11 protein-coding genes are annotated in these 15268 nt (G+C 72.6%); all 11 read right to left on the bottom strand.

Annotated elements, in window-relative coordinates; translation table 11 throughout:
• Positions 1-23: 23 nt before the first annotated feature.
• The 11 genes from BLV01_RS02605 to BLV01_RS02555 all read right to left on the bottom strand — a co-directional run bounded on the left by BLV01_RS02605 (position 24) and on the right by BLV01_RS02555 (position 15260).
• On the bottom strand, positions 24-335 hold the full coding sequence (locus tag BLV01_RS02605; RefSeq protein ID WP_091793758.1) for a hypothetical protein: 312 nt from the start codon (positions 333-335) through the stop codon (positions 24-26).
• Between the two features lie 128 nt (positions 336-463).
• Positions 464-1132, bottom strand: coding sequence for a pyroglutamyl-peptidase I (gene pcp / locus BLV01_RS02600; protein ID WP_091793756.1), 669 nt, complete (start codon positions 1130-1132; stop codon positions 464-466).
• Entirely contained in the window at positions 1129-2082 is a 954-nt protein-coding gene (locus tag BLV01_RS02595) for a DUF979 domain-containing protein (RefSeq protein WP_091793754.1), read from the bottom strand. Before BLV01_RS02595 ends, pcp begins: the two co-directional genes overlap by 4 nt.
• A complete protein-coding gene (locus BLV01_RS02590; protein ID WP_091793753.1) occupies positions 2079-2801 on the bottom strand; it encodes a DUF969 domain-containing protein in 723 nt (240 codons plus the stop codon). Before BLV01_RS02590 ends, BLV01_RS02595 begins: the two co-directional genes overlap by 4 nt.
• 106 nt (positions 2802-2907) lie before the next feature.
• A complete protein-coding gene (locus BLV01_RS02585; protein ID WP_091793751.1) occupies positions 2908-3651 on the bottom strand; it encodes a LamB/YcsF family protein in 744 nt (247 codons plus the stop codon).
• Positions 3652-3680: 29 nt separating this feature from the next.
• Positions 3681-3845: a LiaI-LiaF-like domain-containing protein gene (locus BLV01_RS26050; RefSeq protein WP_091793749.1), complete on the bottom strand. Its 165-nt coding sequence runs from the start codon at positions 3843-3845 to the stop codon at positions 3681-3683.
• A 1350-nt stretch (positions 3846-5195) separates the two neighbouring features.
• Positions 5196-7058, bottom strand: a complete 1863-nt coding sequence (locus BLV01_RS02575) for a DUF885 domain-containing protein (protein ID WP_091793746.1) — start codon at positions 7056-7058, stop codon at positions 5196-5198.
• Between the two features lie 144 nt (positions 7059-7202).
• Positions 7203-10202, bottom strand: a complete 3000-nt coding sequence (locus tag BLV01_RS26045) for a serine/threonine-protein kinase (RefSeq protein WP_091793744.1) — start codon at positions 10200-10202, stop codon at positions 7203-7205.
• A complete protein-coding gene (locus BLV01_RS02565; RefSeq protein ID WP_091793743.1) occupies positions 10199-13204 on the bottom strand; it encodes a serine/threonine-protein kinase in 3006 nt (1001 codons plus the stop codon). The genes BLV01_RS26045 and BLV01_RS02565 overlap by 4 nt, the downstream gene beginning before the upstream one ends.
• Before the next feature lie 43 nt (positions 13205-13247).
• Positions 13248-13913, bottom strand: a complete 666-nt coding sequence (locus BLV01_RS02560) for an ECF-type sigma factor (protein ID WP_091793741.1) — start codon at positions 13911-13913, stop codon at positions 13248-13250.
• Between the two features lie 357 nt (positions 13914-14270).
• Entirely contained in the window at positions 14271-15260 is a 990-nt protein-coding gene (locus tag BLV01_RS02555) for a 5-oxoprolinase subunit C family protein (RefSeq protein ID WP_175485745.1), read from the bottom strand.
• Positions 15261-15268 lie beyond the last annotated feature (8 nt).

Genomic DNA, 15268 nt, shown 5'->3' with positions numbered 1-15268 from the left:
CCGCTACCGCCGCTTCGCCCCGATCAGCCGCGCGGCTTTTGGTAAGTGACGAAGAACCCCTGCAGATCGCCGTTCTCGATGTACGGCTCCACGCTGACCACGTCGTAGCCGCGGCCGACGAAGGCCTGGTGCGCGCGGCTCAGGGCGTTGGCCGCGCCCTGGTTGCGGAAACCCCAGGTGGCGTCGACCCACAGCGTCACTGCGCGCAGGTCCTTGGCCACCGCGTCCTGCGCGACCTGGTCGGGATTCTTGTCGAACAGCCCGGCGCGGGCGGGCGCGGCGGCGCCCGCGGCGAGGGCGAGGGCGAGCAGGGCGGCGGTCAGGGGGCGGTGCATGGCGGTCTCCGGCGGTGCGGCCGGCGGCGGCCGCGGTCAGGGGTGGGCGTGGTGGACGGGCGGCCGCGCGGGGCCCGACGGCGCGGGCGCCGGCGGTCGGTGTTTCGCTGCGGCAGGCCGGCCGGCGCTCAGTGTTCGGCGCCGCCGGCCAGCCGGCGGTCGACCTCGGTGGCCAGCGCGGTCTCGACCATGACGCGCAGCGCGCGGACCACGTGTTCGCTGTCCAGGCTCGGCGCGCCGGCGTGGCGCGCGGCTTGCGCGGGAGAATACGGGATGTGGATGAAGCCGCCCCGAACCCGCGCGTCGCCGCGCAGGTGCAGCTCGTGCAGCAGCCCGTAGAAGACGTGGTTGCACAGGTAGGTGCCGGCGCTTTGCGAGATCTCGGCGGGAATGCCGGCCTCGTGCAGGGCCGCGCGCAGGGCCTTGATCGGCAGCGAACTGAAGTACGCGGCCGGGCCGCCGGCGACCACCGGCTCGTCGATGGGCTGGCGGCCCTGGTTGTCGGGGATGCGCGCGTCGTCGACGTTGATCGCGATGCGCTCGATCGACAGTTGCGCGCGGCCGCCGGCCTGGCCGATGCACAGCACCAGCGCCGGGCGCAGCGCGTCCAGGCGTTCGCGCAGCTGCGGCAGGCAGCCGTCGTAGGCCACCGGCAGGCAATGGGCGACCACAAGACGGCCGCCGATGCGCTCGCCGTGTAGGCGTTGCACCGCTTCCCAACTGGGGTTGCCGGTCTCGCCGCCGAACGGCGCGAAGCCGGTCAGCAGCACCGGGGCCTGGTCGAAGTCGGTATTCATCGCAGCGCGATCCAGTACATCAGCAGCACATTGCAGGCCAGCAGGATCGCGCCGGTGGGCCACTGCGCGCGGATCACGCCGTAGGGGTCCTTGAGTTCCAGCAGCGCCGCCGGCACCAGGTTGAAATTCGCCGCCATCGGCGTGAACAGCGTGCCGCAATAGCCCGAGAGCATGCCGATCGCGGCCAGCGGCGCGGCGTCGGCGTGGTGGTGGCCGACCAGCAGCGGCAGGGCGATGCCGCCGGTCATCACCGGGAACGCGGCGAAGGCGTTGCCCATGATCACGGTGAACAGCGCCATGCCCAGCGCGTACGCCGCGACCACGGCGAAGGCGTTGTCGACCGGGATCACCATGCGCACCACGCCGGCCACCGCCTGGCCGACGCCGCCGGCCTCGAACACGCTGCCGAGCGTGGCCAGCAGCAGCGGCAGCAGCGCGGCCCAGCCGATCGCGTCGACCAGCCGGCGCGATTGCTCCACGCCGCTCCACGGGGTCTGCCGGGTCAGCTTGCACGCCGCGGCGAGCGCGACCATGCAAGCCAGGGCCAGGCCGATCAGGGTGACGTTGGCCGCGTCCAGCAGCGGCGTCGCGCCGATGCGCACGTGCTTGATCCCGAGCGCGACGATCAGGGTCACCGCCGGGATCAGCAGCGCCGGCCAGAACAGGCGGTTGCCCAGGCGCAGCGATTCGCTGTGTTTTTCCGCATCGTCCGAGTCGGCGTAGCGGCCGCGGCCGAGGCCGCCGAAGCCGGCCAGCAGCGCCAGCGCGACCACGCAGGCGCCGACCACCTGGTGCGGCAGGTGCTCGGCCAGGAACATCAGCGCCGCGATCAGGCCCCAGAACGCGGCCGTGGTCCAGCGCCGCGGGTTGGCCGCATCGCGCGCGCCGCGCCAGGCCAGCGCGCCGAAGTACAGGCCCATCAGCCAGTAGACCAAGGTCAGGCCGATCATGCGTCGCGCGCCTGGTCGGCCAGCGCCGCCGTTTCGGCCGCGCGCTGCTGCGCCAGCCGCCGCACCAGCGCGCGTTCGAAGCGCAGCACCCGGATGCAGTGGATGACGAAGGCGCAGATCGCGGTCGGGATGCCCCACAGTGCGATGTGCAGCGGGTCCAGGGTCAGGCCGTGCTCGGTGAAGAAGCTCTGGATCAGCAGCACCGCGCCGAAGGCGATGAAGATGTCCTCGCCGAAGAACAGGCCGACGTTGTCGGTGCCGGCGGCCATCGCGCGGATGCGCTGGCGGGTGTCCTCGTCGAGGTCGCCGTGGTTGGCCTGGGCCGCGCCCTCGGCCATCGGCGCCAGCAGCGGGCGCACCGTCTGCGGATGGCCGCCGAGGCTGGTCAGGCCGACCGCCGAGGCCAGCTGGCGCATCAGCAGGTAGGCGATCAGCAGCCGCGCCATGGTCGCCCCGCGCAGGCGCGCGACCCAGCGTTGCGCGTGTTCCTTGAGGCCGTGGCGCTCGAGCAGGCCGATCACCGGCAAGGTCAGCAGGAACAGCAGCAGGAAGCGTTTCTCGGTGTAGGCCTTGCCGAGCACTTCGAGCACCTCCAGCGGCGAGATCTTCGCCGCCAGCCCGGTGATGAAACCGGCGGCGACCACCACCAGCGCCGGGTTGAGCCGCAGCACGAAGCCGAGCGCGAGCGCGGCGACGCCGATCAGGGGCCAATAGTTCATGTGGCAGCGTCCTCGCGTGGCGGAAGGAAGGGCGGGGCGGAGCGGGGATCGAAGCGGGGCCGGCAGCGAGCCGGGCGGCGATCCTTCGCCTCGCGCGTCGTCGCCGTCACAGGGCGGCGACCCTCACGCCCTCGGCCTCGAGCGCGGCGCGCACCGCGCGCGCGAACTGCGCCGCGTCGCTGCGGTCGCCGTGCAGGCACAGGGTGTCGGCGCGCAGCGCGACGGTCTCGCCGCCGGCGGCGCGCACGCGCCCGTGCACGGCCAGTTCGCGCACCTGCGCGATGGCCTGGTCGAGCGATTCGATCACCGCGCCGGGCTGGCCGCGCGGCAGCAGCCGGCCGTTGGCCGCGTAGCCGCGCTCGGCGAACACTTCGTGGGCGACGCGCAGGCCCAGGCGCTGTGCGGCGTCGGTGAGTTCGGACTGGGCCAGGCCGAACACGATCAGGCGCGGATCGTGCTGCGCGACCGCGCCGGCGATCGCCTCGGCCACGCCGCGGTCGTCGGCGGCGAGGTTGTAGAGCGCGCCGTGCGGCTTGAGGTGGGTCAGCGCGACGCCTTCCTCGTCGGCGATCGCCGCCAGGCGCGCGAGCTGCCGCGCCACCAGCGCGACGACTTCGTCGTGCGCCAGCGCCAGCGCGCGGCGGCCGAAGTGCTCGCGGTCCTCGTAGCCCGGATGCGCGCCGGCGGCGACGCCGTGGGCGCGGCACAGGCGCAGGGTCTGGCGCATGCTGGCCTCGTCGCCGGCGTGGCCGCCGCAGGCGATGTTGGCCGAGCTGACGTAGGGCAGGATCGCGGCGTCGTCGCCGCAGCCTTCGCCGAGATCGCAGTTGAAGTCGATGCGTCCGGACATGGTGCGATGCAATAAGGGCGCGCGGGCGCTCAGTTGCGCTTGAACAGCAGGCCCAGGCCGACCGCGATCAGGATCGCCGGCCACCAGGTCACCAGCAGCTTGGTGACGCTGAGGTTGGTGAAGCCCAGGTTGTTGAGCAGGAACAAGGTGCCGATGACGATCAGGATCAGGGCGCCGACGACGTGGGATTTCATGCTGTTGCGGTCTCGCTGCGATGCGGGGGCGGCTGGGCCCGGGACGGGGACGAGTCTAGTCGGGTTGGGGCGGCGGGACTATGGGGCGATAGGTGAACGGGGGCGGGATGTGGTTGGGGGGCGGGTTGGGGATGAGCGGTGGGTCGGTGTCGCATCGGTGCGGGTGTGGGTGTGGGTGCGGTTCGGTTGCTTGCGGGCGGGGGCTTGGGCCTTGGTTGTCTCTTGGTGCGTGCGCGTATGCGGGGCCGACGTTGCTGCGGCGCGCTTGCTGTAGGAGCGGCGCGAGCCGCGACCGCGCCATCGCGGCGATTGCGTAAGTTTCGTCGTAAGTTGTGTTGTCGCGGTCGCGGCTTGCGCCGCTCCTACAGTCGGATACGCAACTGCGCAGCCGTCGTTAACGAACGAGTGACGACAAGCGGCAATCAAGGGCTTTCGTCCGCAAGCGGCCGAGTTACTTTCTTTTGGCAGCGCGCCAAAAGAAAGTAACCAAAGAAAAACGCTGGTCTAAAGTCACCAGCCACTAAGTCCAGCACCGGGCGCGGGGCTGCGCCATAAGGGACATCCTGTCCCATGGCGCACGCGCGCATCCATGCGCGCGCCCTTCGGGGCTGCGGAACATGGGCCTCGGGCGAGGTTGCGTCCAAGCCAAGGGCAACGGAAGTAGCGACGGCAGAAGCAACGGCAAAATGGATTCTGGCGTTCGCCGGAATGACGAGGTGTGAGAGCGAATATTCCACAGGCCGTCGTTCCGGCGAACGCCGGAATCCATCTTGATCCTGCCGTTGCCGTTGTTGTTGCGCTTTAGCTCTTGGCTTGGACGCAACCTTGCCCGAGGCCCACGTTCCGCAGCCCCGGAGGGCGTGCGCATGGATGCGCACGCGCGCCATGGGGCAGGATGCCCCTTATGGCGCGGCCCCGCGCCCGGTGCTGGACCTGGTGGCTTTTGATTCGAAAAAGATTAAGGCCTTTTCTTTGGTTACTTTCTTTGTGGCTTAAGACAAAGAAAGTGACCCGGCCGCTTGCGGACGGAAGCTCTTGATCGATGCTTGTCGTCACTCGCCGCCTCGGCAAAAGCCGGAGCGACAGCAAAGTCAAAATGGATTCCGGCTTTCGCCGGAACGACGGGTTGAGGGATTCGCAGCTAAAGCCACCCAGCTAAAGCCACCCAGCTAAAGCCACCCAGCTAAAGCCACCCAGCTAAAGCAACGCGGCACCGATCGGCCACCGCCCCCGCAACCAACATCAAGCCCGCAGACAAAAAATCGGGGCCGCGAACGGCCCCGTGTTCCAAGCGAAAGATCTCGCCAAATCGAATCCTTGCGCAGCCCGCGAACGCGGGCCGTCGCGTGTTTACTTGGCCGCGTCCCCGGCCGGCGCAGCAGCGGGCGCAGCAGCCTCCGGCGCACCGGCCGGCGCCGCAGCCGGCATAGCCGCCGGCGCACCCGCGGCAGGCGCCGTCCACAACTTGGTCTCGGCCTTGCCGCCCATCATCTGCCCGCGCACCAGCGGCACCGGCGGCCCGCCGTAGCTCAGGAACTGGTCGTGGAAGGCCTTCCACGCGCTGCGGCCGCCGCGGCTGGCGGTCCAGTCCTCGCGCAGCTGCATGATCATCAGCTTGCCCAGGGTGTAGTTGAGATAACCCGGGTCGTAGGTGCCGCGCGCGGCCTGCTGGCGCGCGTTGCCCGGGTCCTGGAACGCCTTGTCCTTGAACAGCTGCTCGGACTGGGCCACGGTCATGCCGCCGGTGTGCAGGCCGATCGCCGACACGTAGCGCACGTCGCGCAGCAGCGCGTTGGTGAGCTGGCCGATGTGGATTTCCGGGGTCGCGCCGTCGAGGCCGGCGTCGAACATCATCTCTTCGGTGTAGTGCGCCCAGCCCTCGGTATAGGCATAGCCGACGAACAGCTGGGCGAACTTCCACTGCGAGCGGTTGGCGTGCAGGAAGTGCAGGAAATGCCCCGGCCAGACTTCGTGCGCGGAGGTGAACAGCAGGTCGGCCTTGCCCGGCACGTAGGCGTCGCGCTCGGCCTTGGGCCACTTCGGATCGGGCGGGGCGATGTAGTAGACCGACGGCAGGTTCTTCTCGTACGGCCCGGGAATCTCGATGTAGGCGAAGTTGCTGCGGTTGAACGGCGGCGCTTCCTCGACCTTGGCCTGCTCGGTGCCGGGGATCGAGACCAGGTCCTTGTCGACCACGAACTGGCGCAGCCCGGCGAGCTGCGCGCGCGCGCCCTCGACCGCGCCGCCGACCGGCTTGTCGGCGCCGGCCTTGTCGACGCAGGCCTGCAGGGTCTGGCCCTTGGCGAAGGCCTCGCAGGCGCTCTTGAGCGCGGCCAGGTTGCGGGCGAGGTCGGCTTCGCCGGCGGCCTTGAGCTGGTCCAGCGGCAGGTCCACGCCCTCGGTGGCCTTGAGCATGCGCGCGAACTTGTCCGCGCCCAGGGCGAAGTCCTGGGTGGCCTGCGGTTTCTGCTGGGTCAGGTAGTCGGCCAACCCCTGCATCGCCTCGATCGCCTTGGCGTTGGAGGCGGCGAAGCGCTTTTGCAGCGCCTCGTCCTGGACCTGGGCGAAGGCCTGGGGCACGTCGTCCTTGAAGAACTGCGCCATGCCGCCGAAGCCCATCACGCCCAGGTCGATGTAGCTCGCCGGCAGCGGGCCCTTGAGGTTGCCGCGGATCTGTTCGGCGGCCTTGGGCAGCGCCTCCTGGTAGGCCGCGAACGCGGCCATGCGCTGTTCCAGCGGCGCGTAGGGACGGGTCAGGTACATGCTCGGCGACAGGTCGCCGAGATAGAACGAGGGATTCTTGGCGGCGAAGCCGGAGTCCTGCAGCCAGAACAACTGGCCGTCGATGACGTTGAGCACGTAGTCGCGCTGGAAGCGCTGGCCGGCGTCGAGGCGGTCGTCGCCGAAGGCCGCGACCGCGTCGCGCTGCTGGCGCAGCCAGGCGATGTTGCGCTGCAGGGCCTCGGGCGAATAGTCGGGCAGCTTGCCGTCGTACTCGTGCTTGCCGGCGTTGGCGGCGGCGACCGGGTTGTGTTCGAAATAGCCCTGCAAGAACGCGTCGACGGCGGCGTTCCATTCGGCCCCGGCGGGCTGGGCCGCGGCCGGCGCGGCGGCGCCGTCGGCGGCGGGCGGGGCGGTTTCGGACGTGCAGCCGGCCGCGAGCGCGGCGGCGACGCAGGCGGACAGGGACAGCAGGCGCAGGCTACGACGCATTGCGGGGGTCTCCGGAGGGCCAGGGCGGACGCGGCGGGCACGCCCGGCGCGCCGGTTTGCGCGGCGCTACGGCGGACCATCCTGTGCGCTTGCGCGGCGCTTGCACAGTGACTTTCGACATGTGCGGGGCAGGCGCCGGCGCGGTCACGGCGGCGGCGGGCGGCCGCAGCGGCGCGCGGCCTGGTCGAGCGCTTCGCGCTCGCCGGCGACGAGCAGGTCGCGGCCGGCCTGCGCGAATTCGCCGCGGCGCGCGCCGTCGAGGTAGGCGCGCACCACCGCGCGCTCTTGCGCGTCGATCAGCGGCGCGGTCGAGCTCAGCCGCACCGCCTGCTGCATGAAGTCTTCGGCCTGCCGGCGGCGGCAGGTCTGCAGCGCGTACAGGCCGCGGTAGAGCAGGGAGCGGGTCAGGTAGAGGCTGCGGGTCTGGAAGTCGACCAGCGCGCCCTGGCCGGTGCCGCCGCTGTCGAGGAAGGCGCGGTCGGCGGCGAGCAGGCGCGCGAACGCGGCGTCGGCCTGCGCGCGCCGGCCCTGGCGGAACTGCAATTTGGCCTGGTAATAGTCGATGTCCTGCAGGCGGTAGTTGTCGGCGCCGAACAGGGCGACGGTTTCCGCGCGCAGGCTGGCCAGCACCTGCGCGGCCTCGGGCAGCTGCGCCGGGCCGCCGCGGTCGATCAGGTAGTTCGCCAGCAGCAGTTCGTCGCTGTTGGCCGGCAGGCCGCCCCTGTGTTCGGCGGCGATGGCCTCGCGCAGCGCATCCAGGCCCTGCGCGACTTGCTCCGGCGTCGGCGCCGGATCCTCGTACAACAGCAGCAGGGCGAGATTGTAGCGGGCGGCCATGCGCCACTCGCTGCCATCGGGCAGGTGGCGGTCGAGCACGCGGATGGCCCGGCGCAACAGGGCGATCTGTTCGCCGCGGCTGTCGGCGATGGCCCAGTAGCCGTTCGCGACGGCGACGGCGTATTGCGGGTTGTCCTCGCCGTAGGCCTGGCGGATCGCGGCGAGCGCGGCGGCCACGTCCTGCCGCGACAGGCCCGAATCGGGAAAGATGCTCAGCCGCACCTGCGCGTAGGCGGTCTTGGGATGCGCGGGGCCGAGCGTGGCGGTGCGGCGCCGGACCAGTTCGTGGGCCAGATCGCGGGCCTTGAGGTTGGGCTGCAGCTGGACCGCGCGCATCAGCATTTCCAGGGCGTCGTCGGCCAGCACCGGATTGATCGGCCGGGCCAGGGCGATGGCCTCGCGCGCATCGGCCTCGGCCGGCGCCGCGCGGTTCAGGCGATAGCCCAGGCCGGCGCGCAGGATCAGCGCCTGCGCCAGCAGTTCCTCATGGCCGCGGCCGAGCGCGCGGGCCTGCGCGACCAGGCCGTCGGCGGTGGCCAGGGCATCGCGCGGCCGCGCCAGGTACCACTGCGCGCGCGCCAGTTCGGCGCCGACGGTCACCTGCGAGGTGCGCGCGAGTTCGTCGTCGCGCCCGTCCAGTTGTTCCAGCCGTTCGCGCGCCAGCCGCATCGCATCGGCGTAGCGCGCCTGGGTGTTGAGCAGGGACAGCCGGGTCACGGCGACGAAGCCGTCGCGGTCGGCCTGCGCGCCGAGCGCGCGCTGGGCCTCTTCGGCCAGCGCCTCGGCGCGGCGGTAGTCGCCGAGCACGGCGTAGCTGCGCGCCAGCGTCGCCAGGCTGCGCGCGCGCAGGCCGGGCTGCTCGGCCAGCGGCATCGCGCGCAGTTCGCGCTCGGTGCGTTCCAGCAGCGCGCGCGAGGAGAACGGCGCGCTGCCCAGGCCCGATTGGGTGGCGCTGCCCAGGGTCGCGGCGAACAGGCGGGCGACGCTCTGGCTGGCGCGCGCTTCGCGCTGGGCGCGCTGGTGCTGCCAGGCGATCGCGCCGGCGCCGGCCGCCACCACCAGCGCCAGCGCGGCGAACATCGCGCCGGCGGCGGGGTTGCGCCGGCGCCATTTGCGCGCGCGCTCGCGCCAGCCGCCGCGGCGCACGCCGACCGGGCGATGGCTGCGCCAGGCGTGCAGGTCGCGGGCGAACTCGGCGATGCTCGGGTAGCGGTCCTGCGGCCGTTTCGCCACCGCCTTGAGCGCGACCGCGGCGAGGTCGCCGGCGAGCGCGCGGCGCAGCGCGTCGGGCGTGTCGAAGCCGCGCTGGCGCGCGAGCGCGTCGTCGTCGCCGACCAGCCGGTCCATCGGCTCGGGCTCGCCGGCCGCGGCGATCGGCACCAGTTCGCGCAGGCTGTGCAGCCGGGTCGGCCATTGCCCGCACAGCAGCCGGTAACTGAGCACGCCGAGCATGTACAGGTCGGTGGCCGGGCCCTGGGTGCCGTGCTGGCGCGCTTCCGGCGCGGCGTAGTCGGGGGTGATCGCCAGGTGCGCGCCGGCCTCGCCGCCGGCCAGGCCGTTGAAGCGGGTGGAGATGCCGAAGTCGAGCAACTGCACGCGGCCGTCGTCGGTCACCAGCAGGTTGGACGGCTTGATGTCGCGGTGCAGGACGCCCTGCGCGTGCGCGTAGGCGAGCGCGTCGCAGGCCTGCAGCAGCAGGTCGACGCGCGCGCCCGGGTCGAGCCGGCGGCGGTCGCACCAGGCGTCGATCGGTTCGCCCTCGACCCGGCGCAGCGCGAACCACGGCCGGCCGTCGGCATCGATGCCGCCGTCGACCACGCCGGCGATGCCGGGATGGTCCAGGCGCGCGAGCAGGTTGCGCTCCTCGCGGAACGCGGCGGCCAACTCCGGCGATTCCAGCCCGCTGCGGATGCATTTGATCGCGACGCGCTGCTGGAACTGGCCGTCGTCGCGGTGCGCCTCGTAGACCGTGCCCATGCCGCCGCGGCCGAGGATGCGGTCGATCCGCCACGCGCCGAGCAGGCCGCCGACGCGGCGGTCGGCGCCGTCGTCCTCGTCGTGCGCATCGGCGTCGGCATCGGCGGCCGGGCCGGGCGCGGGGCGCGGTTGCCGCTCGGCCACGATCTGCGCCGGCGAGCGGTCGAGCACGCCGGCGTCCTCGTCGTCGCTCTCCAGCAGCGCGCGCAGGGCGGCGTGCAGCGGCGGATCGCCGGCGGCGAGCGCGGCCAGCCGGCGCTCGCGTTCGGGCCGGGGCAGCTCGACGTAGTCGTCGAACAACGCCAGCGCGCGGGCGAACGCCTCGCTCATGGCGTGTCGCCGGCGCGCGGGTCTTCCCCGCGGTGCGGGGCGGCGCTGCGGGCTCGCCGGTCCTGCGGCCGGCAGGCGAGCAGCGCGCCGTGTCCATCGTCGCGAACCATGAAGGGCAGCCGGGAGCCCTGGCGGCCGGCCAACGCGTTGCTGAGCGCCTCGACCGCGTCCGCTTGGGTCCGGTCGCGCGGCGACATGCGCGCCTGGGCGAGCGCTTCGGCCTGGCGCAGCAGCGAGATCGCCTGCGGCGTGCGGCAGGTTTCGAAGGCATAGCGGCCGCGGTACAGCAGTGCGACGATGCGGCACATGTCGATGCGCGACTGCGACAGCCCGAGGCCGTCGGGCGGCGTCTCGCGCAGCAGGCGCTCGAAACCCGCGTCGGCTTCGGCGCGCTGTCCCTGCCGGTAGCGCACCAGGTTGTCGAGCATGCGCAGGCTGGTCCATTCCGCGTCCGCGGGCGAATACAGCTGCGGCGCCGAGCGCAGCGCCTGGTCCAGGGTCGCGCGCGCCAGCGCCAGCTGCGCGTCGCTGCCGTAGCGGGCCAGGTAGTTGATCAGCACGTACTGCTCGCGCGGCGCTTGCAGGCCCGCGCGGTGGCGCGCGGCGATGAGCCGGCGCAGCAGCGCCACGCCTTCGCGCTCGTTCGGCGGCGGTCCTTGCATCTTTCGTCCGATCAGCGCCTGGGCCAGACTCAGTTGCGCGATGAACAGCATTTCCTGGTTGGAACGGTCGCGCGCGAGGATGGCCACCGCTTCGCGCTGCAGGGGCACCTCCGCCTCGTCGGTATCGACCAGGGCGAAGGCCATGCGCGACAGCGCCAGCGCATAGACCGCGCTGTCGCGGCCGTACGCCGACTCCAGGCGGGCCAGGGTCCGCGCCGCGTCGGCGCGCGGCAGGTTCGGATAACGGTTGAGCCCGACATAGACCTCGGCCTGCGCGGATTTGGGGTGCGTGGCTCCCAACGAGCGCCGGCGCCGCTCCAGCAGCAGTTCGGCGTTGGCCGGGTACTGCGGGCTCAGCCGCGCCCGCTGCGAGTCCACCAGCCGTTCCAGCGCATCGTCCTCCAGCACCGGATTGAGCGGCCGCGCCAGTTCCAGCGCGCGCTGGGCGTCGTCTTCGGCCGCCTTGTAGCGGCTCAGGCCGCGCAGGAAGTCCGAGCGCAGGATCAAGACTTGCGCGATCAGCTCGTCGTGGCCGCGCGGCAGCGCCTCGGCGCGGGCCAGCAGGTCGTCGGCGCCGGTCAGCGCGGCCAGGGTCTCGCCTCGCGCCCACTGCGTGCGCGCGAGTTCGGCGCCGACGGCGATCCGCGACTCGCGCGCGACTTCGTCGTCGCGAGAAGAAAGCTCCTGCAGCCGTTGCCGCGCCAGCGCCAGCGCCTCGTCGTAGCGGCCGCGCCGGTTGAGCAGGGACAGGCGCGTGGCGGTGATCAGGTTTTCCTCGTCGACGATGCCGGCGCGGTCGAGCAGGCGCTGCGCTTGGTCGGCCAGGTCCTCGCCGCGACGGTAATCGCCGATCTGGGCGTAGCTGCGGGCCAAGGTCGCCAGCGCGTGCGCGTTCAGCGTGGGTTGGTCGCCCAGCGGCAGCGCGCGCAATTCGCGCTCGGTGCGCTCGAGCAGCGCGCGCGAGGAAAACCGGGTGCTGCCCAGGCCCGACAGCGTCGCCGTGCCCAGGGTCGAGGCGAACAGCCGGCCGACCTGTTCGCCGGCCTCGGCCTCGCGCTGGGCCTGGCGGTGCTGCCATCCCGCCGCGCCCAGGCCGGCGGCCGCGGCCACGATCAGCGCCGCGCCCAGGCCGGCGGCGGCCGGATGGCGCCGCAGCCACTTGCGCGTGCGCGACAGCCAACTGCCGGGAAGCGCGCGCACCGGCCGGCGCTGGCGCCAGCGCCGCAGTTCGTCGGCGAACTCGGCGACGCTGGCGTAGCGGTCCTGGGCGCGCACCGCGACCGCCTTGAGCGCCACCGCCGACACGTCGCCGCGCAGTTGCCGCGCCAGCGCCGCCGCGCTGGCGGCGCCGCGCGCGTGGGCGACGGCGTCGGGCGCGTCCTCGAGCGATAGCGCCATCGTCATCGGCGCATCCGCGCCCGCGCCCGGCGCCAGTTCGCGCAGGCTGTGCAGCGGCGTCGGCCACTGCCCGGCGAGCAGGCGATAGGTCAGCACGCCGAGCGCGTACAGGTCGGTGGCCGGCCCCTGCGCGCCGCGCTCCCGCGCTTCCGGCGCGGCGTAGTGCGGGGTCGGCGCGGCCGGTTGCGCGGCCGCCTCGCGCAAGGGGCCGATCTGCGCGGACAGGCCGAAGTCGAGCAACTGCGCGCGGCCGTCGCCGGTGACCAGGACGTTGGACGGCTTGAGGTCGCGGTGCAGCACGCCCTGGGCGTGGGCGTAGGCGACCGCGTCGCAGACCTGCAGCAGCAGGTCCACGCGCGCGGCGACGCCGAGGCGGCGGCGGTCGCACCAGGCGTCGATCGGCTCGCCTTCGACGTAGCGCAGGGCGAACCACGGCCGGCCGGCGTCGTCGACGCCGCCGTCGACCAGCGCGGCGATGCCGGTATGGTCCAGGCGCGCGAGCAGGTTGCGTTCCTCGCGCAGCGCCGCGAGCGCCTGCGGCGAATCCAGTTCCGCGCGCACGCACTTGAGCGCGACCCGCTGTTGGTACTCGCCGTCGTCGCGGTGGGCTTGGTAGACCGTGCCCATGCGGCCGCGGCCGATCTCGCGGTCGATCCGCCACGCGCCCAGGCGCGCGCCGACGCGCAGGTCGGCGGCCGCGGGCGGCGCCGGCGTCGATGCCGTCGCCGCGGCGCGGTCGCGGTGGTCGGCGAGGATCCGCGCGGGCGAGCGGTCGAGCACGCCGGCGTCGTCGTCGGCATCGGCCTGCAGCAATGCGCGCAGCGCGGCGTGCAGTTCCGGTTCGGCGGCGGCCAGCGCCGCGAGCCGGCGTTCGCGTTCGGCGGCGGGCAGCTCGACGAATTCGTCGAACAACCGCAGGGCGCGGGCCGCGTTGGCGTTCATGCGCGCGGCTCGGCGCGAGGGGCAGGGCGGTGGCCGCGTGCGCTCAGGCGGCGTCGTCCTCGCCGTCCAGGCCGGGGCCGACGCGCAGGTGCGCGGCCAGGAACGCGCGCGCCTTGCGCCAATCGCGGCGGATGGTGCGGTCGGTCAGGCCCAGCACTTCGCCGATCTCGATATCGCTCATGCCGGCGAAGTAACGCATCTCCACCAGTTGGGTCAGGCGCGGCTCGACCGCGCTGAGCGCTTCCAGGGCGCGATCGATCGACAGCAACTGGTCCAGGTCCGGATCGTAGGAAGGCTCGTAGTGCGGATCGGCCTTGTCGGCCAGATAGCTTTCCTCGTACTTGAGCCGCTTGAGCCGGCGCACTTCGTCGAGCAGCGCGTAGCGCATCGCCTGCGACAGCACCGCGAGCAGGTGCTGGCGGTTGTTGAGAGTGAGCTTGTCCTGGTTCAAGCGCAGCCAGGTGCGGTTGATCAGCGAGGTCGGCGAGCGCTTGCTGCCGCGCCGCCAGCGCCGGCGGATCTGCAGCGAGGCGGCTTCGTGCAGATCGTTGTAGAGCAGCGCGTAGACCCGGTCCCAGGCGCCGGGCTGGCCGCCCTGCGCGGCGACGATGAGCTGGGTGACCGAGTCCAGGGTGGCCTGCGGAAACTCGAACTCTGCCGGCCCGGCGGGTGCGGCCGCCGATTCGGGCGGGGGGCTGTCTTCAGTCATGTCCGGTTTAGCTTCGACGAGACGATGGGATTTTCATTAGCTCGAGCCGCCAGGCTGTGTCTAATTTTTAAAATGATTACGCCAATCGTGTGGTCTTGTCGATAACACACGTTCCGAAAGAACGTGCCCTCGACATTGCATATCGTCATGTAGGGAGGCGTGCAATTGCCGATTGGCACTATTCGTGTGCGATGGAGCTTTTTGTCCACGCATTTTTAGCGCGATGTGCATGTTTTTTATGCATCTTCATGCCGCTTGCCGGTATCTGCCGACGCTACGCCGGCTCGTTGCCTGAGCCGGGTTGCCTTTGAATTTTCGAGGTTTTGGTCGAGTGCCGCGTCGCGCGCGACGCCGGCGTCAGCGGCCGCCCAGGCGGTCGACGATGGCCCAGTGCAGCCGCGCGGTGTCTGCCTGCATGCGCCGGCGCGCGTCGCGCGCCTCGTCCTCGCCGCAGGCGCGGAAATACAACTTGGCGTTGGGCCGCGCCTGCGCCAGCCGCGGCAGGTCGGCGGCGATGACCCGGCCCAGGCGCGGATAGCCGCCGACGGTCTGGGCGTCGGCGAGCAGCACGATCGGTTGGCCGTCGGCGGGCAGCTGCAGGGTGCCCGGCGCGACCGGTTCGGACACGCCGGCGCCGGCGGCGGCGGGCGTTTCCAGCGCCTCGCCGCCCAGGCGCAGGCCTTGCCGGTTGCTGGCCGGATCGACCCGCCAGCCGCTGTCGCCGAAGCGCTGCGCGGCCGCGGCCAGCGCAGGCGCGGCGGTGGCGACGTAGCGGATCGGCGCGTGCGGGTCCAGGCCGGCGTCCGGATCGATCCACCAGCCCGGCACGCGCGGCGCATCGATGCGCTGCGGCGGCCGGCCCGGTCCCAACGGCAGGCGGTCGCCGGCGCGCAGCGCGCGCCCATCCAGGCCGCCGAAGCCGCCGCGCAGGTCGGTGGCGCGGCTGCCGAGCGCGGCCTCGACCGCGAAGCCGCCGGCCACCGCCAGCCAGGCGCGCACGCCGGCGCGCATGCCGCCGATCGACACGGTGCCGGCGGGCAGTTCCAGCGGCCGCGCCGCGGGCAGCGGGCGGCCGTCGAAACGCAGTTCGCAGGGCGCGCCGAGCAGGGCCAGCCGGGTCGGCGCGCGCAGGCGCAGGGTCGGGCCGTGCAGGGTCAGTTCCAGCACCGCGGCCTCGGCGGGATTGCCGACCAGCGCATTGGCCAGGCGCGCGCAGCGCGGGTCCAGGGCGCCGCCGCGGCCGACGCCGAGGTGGCGCCAGCCGCTGCGGCCGAGGTCCTGCACGCAGCTCAGCGCGCCCGGCGCGATCACTTCGATCCACTCGTTGCGCGGCGCCGCGGCGGTCATGGCGGCGC

The sequence above is a fragment of the Lysobacter sp. yr284 genome (genome assembly GCF_900107375.1).
In the GTDB taxonomy this organism is placed as follows: domain Bacteria; phylum Pseudomonadota; class Gammaproteobacteria; order Xanthomonadales; family Xanthomonadaceae; genus Lysobacter.
This window is presented reverse-complemented; position numbering and strand designations above follow the sequence as displayed.

Excerpts from the sequence above, each read along its gene's own strand:
- BLV01_RS26050 (WP_091793749.1), bottom strand. The coding sequence starts at position 3,845 with ATGAAATCCCACGTCGTCGGCGCCCTGATCCTGATCGTCATCGGCACC.
- BLV01_RS02605 (WP_091793758.1), bottom strand. The coding sequence starts at position 335 with ATGCACCGCCCCCTGACCGCCGCCCTGCTCGCCCTCGCCCTCGCCGCG.
- pcp (WP_091793756.1), bottom strand. The coding sequence starts at position 1,132 with ATGAATACCGACTTCGACCAGGCCCCGGTGCTGCTGACCGGCTTCGCG.
- BLV01_RS02595 (WP_091793754.1), bottom strand. The coding sequence starts at position 2,082 with ATGATCGGCCTGACCTTGGTCTACTGGCTGATGGGCCTGTACTTCGGC.
- BLV01_RS26045 (WP_091793744.1), bottom strand. The coding sequence starts at position 10,202 with ATGAGCGAGGCGTTCGCCCGCGCGCTGGCGTTGTTCGACGACTACGTC.
- BLV01_RS02560 (WP_091793741.1), bottom strand. The coding sequence starts at position 13,913 with ATGACTGAAGACAGCCCCCCGCCCGAATCGGCGGCCGCACCCGCCGGG.
- BLV01_RS02585 (WP_091793751.1), bottom strand. The coding sequence starts at position 3,651 with ATGTCCGGACGCATCGACTTCAACTGCGATCTCGGCGAAGGCTGCGGC.
- BLV01_RS02555 (WP_175485745.1), bottom strand. The coding sequence starts at position 15,260 with ATGACCGCCGCGGCGCCGCGCAACGAGTGGATCGAAGTGATCGCGCCG.
- BLV01_RS02575 (WP_091793746.1), bottom strand. The coding sequence starts at position 7,058 with ATGCGTCGTAGCCTGCGCCTGCTGTCCCTGTCCGCCTGCGTCGCCGCC.
- BLV01_RS02565 (WP_091793743.1), bottom strand. The coding sequence starts at position 13,204 with ATGAACGCCAACGCGGCCCGCGCCCTGCGGTTGTTCGACGAATTCGTC.
- BLV01_RS02590 (WP_091793753.1), bottom strand. The coding sequence starts at position 2,801 with ATGAACTATTGGCCCCTGATCGGCGTCGCCGCGCTCGCGCTCGGCTTC.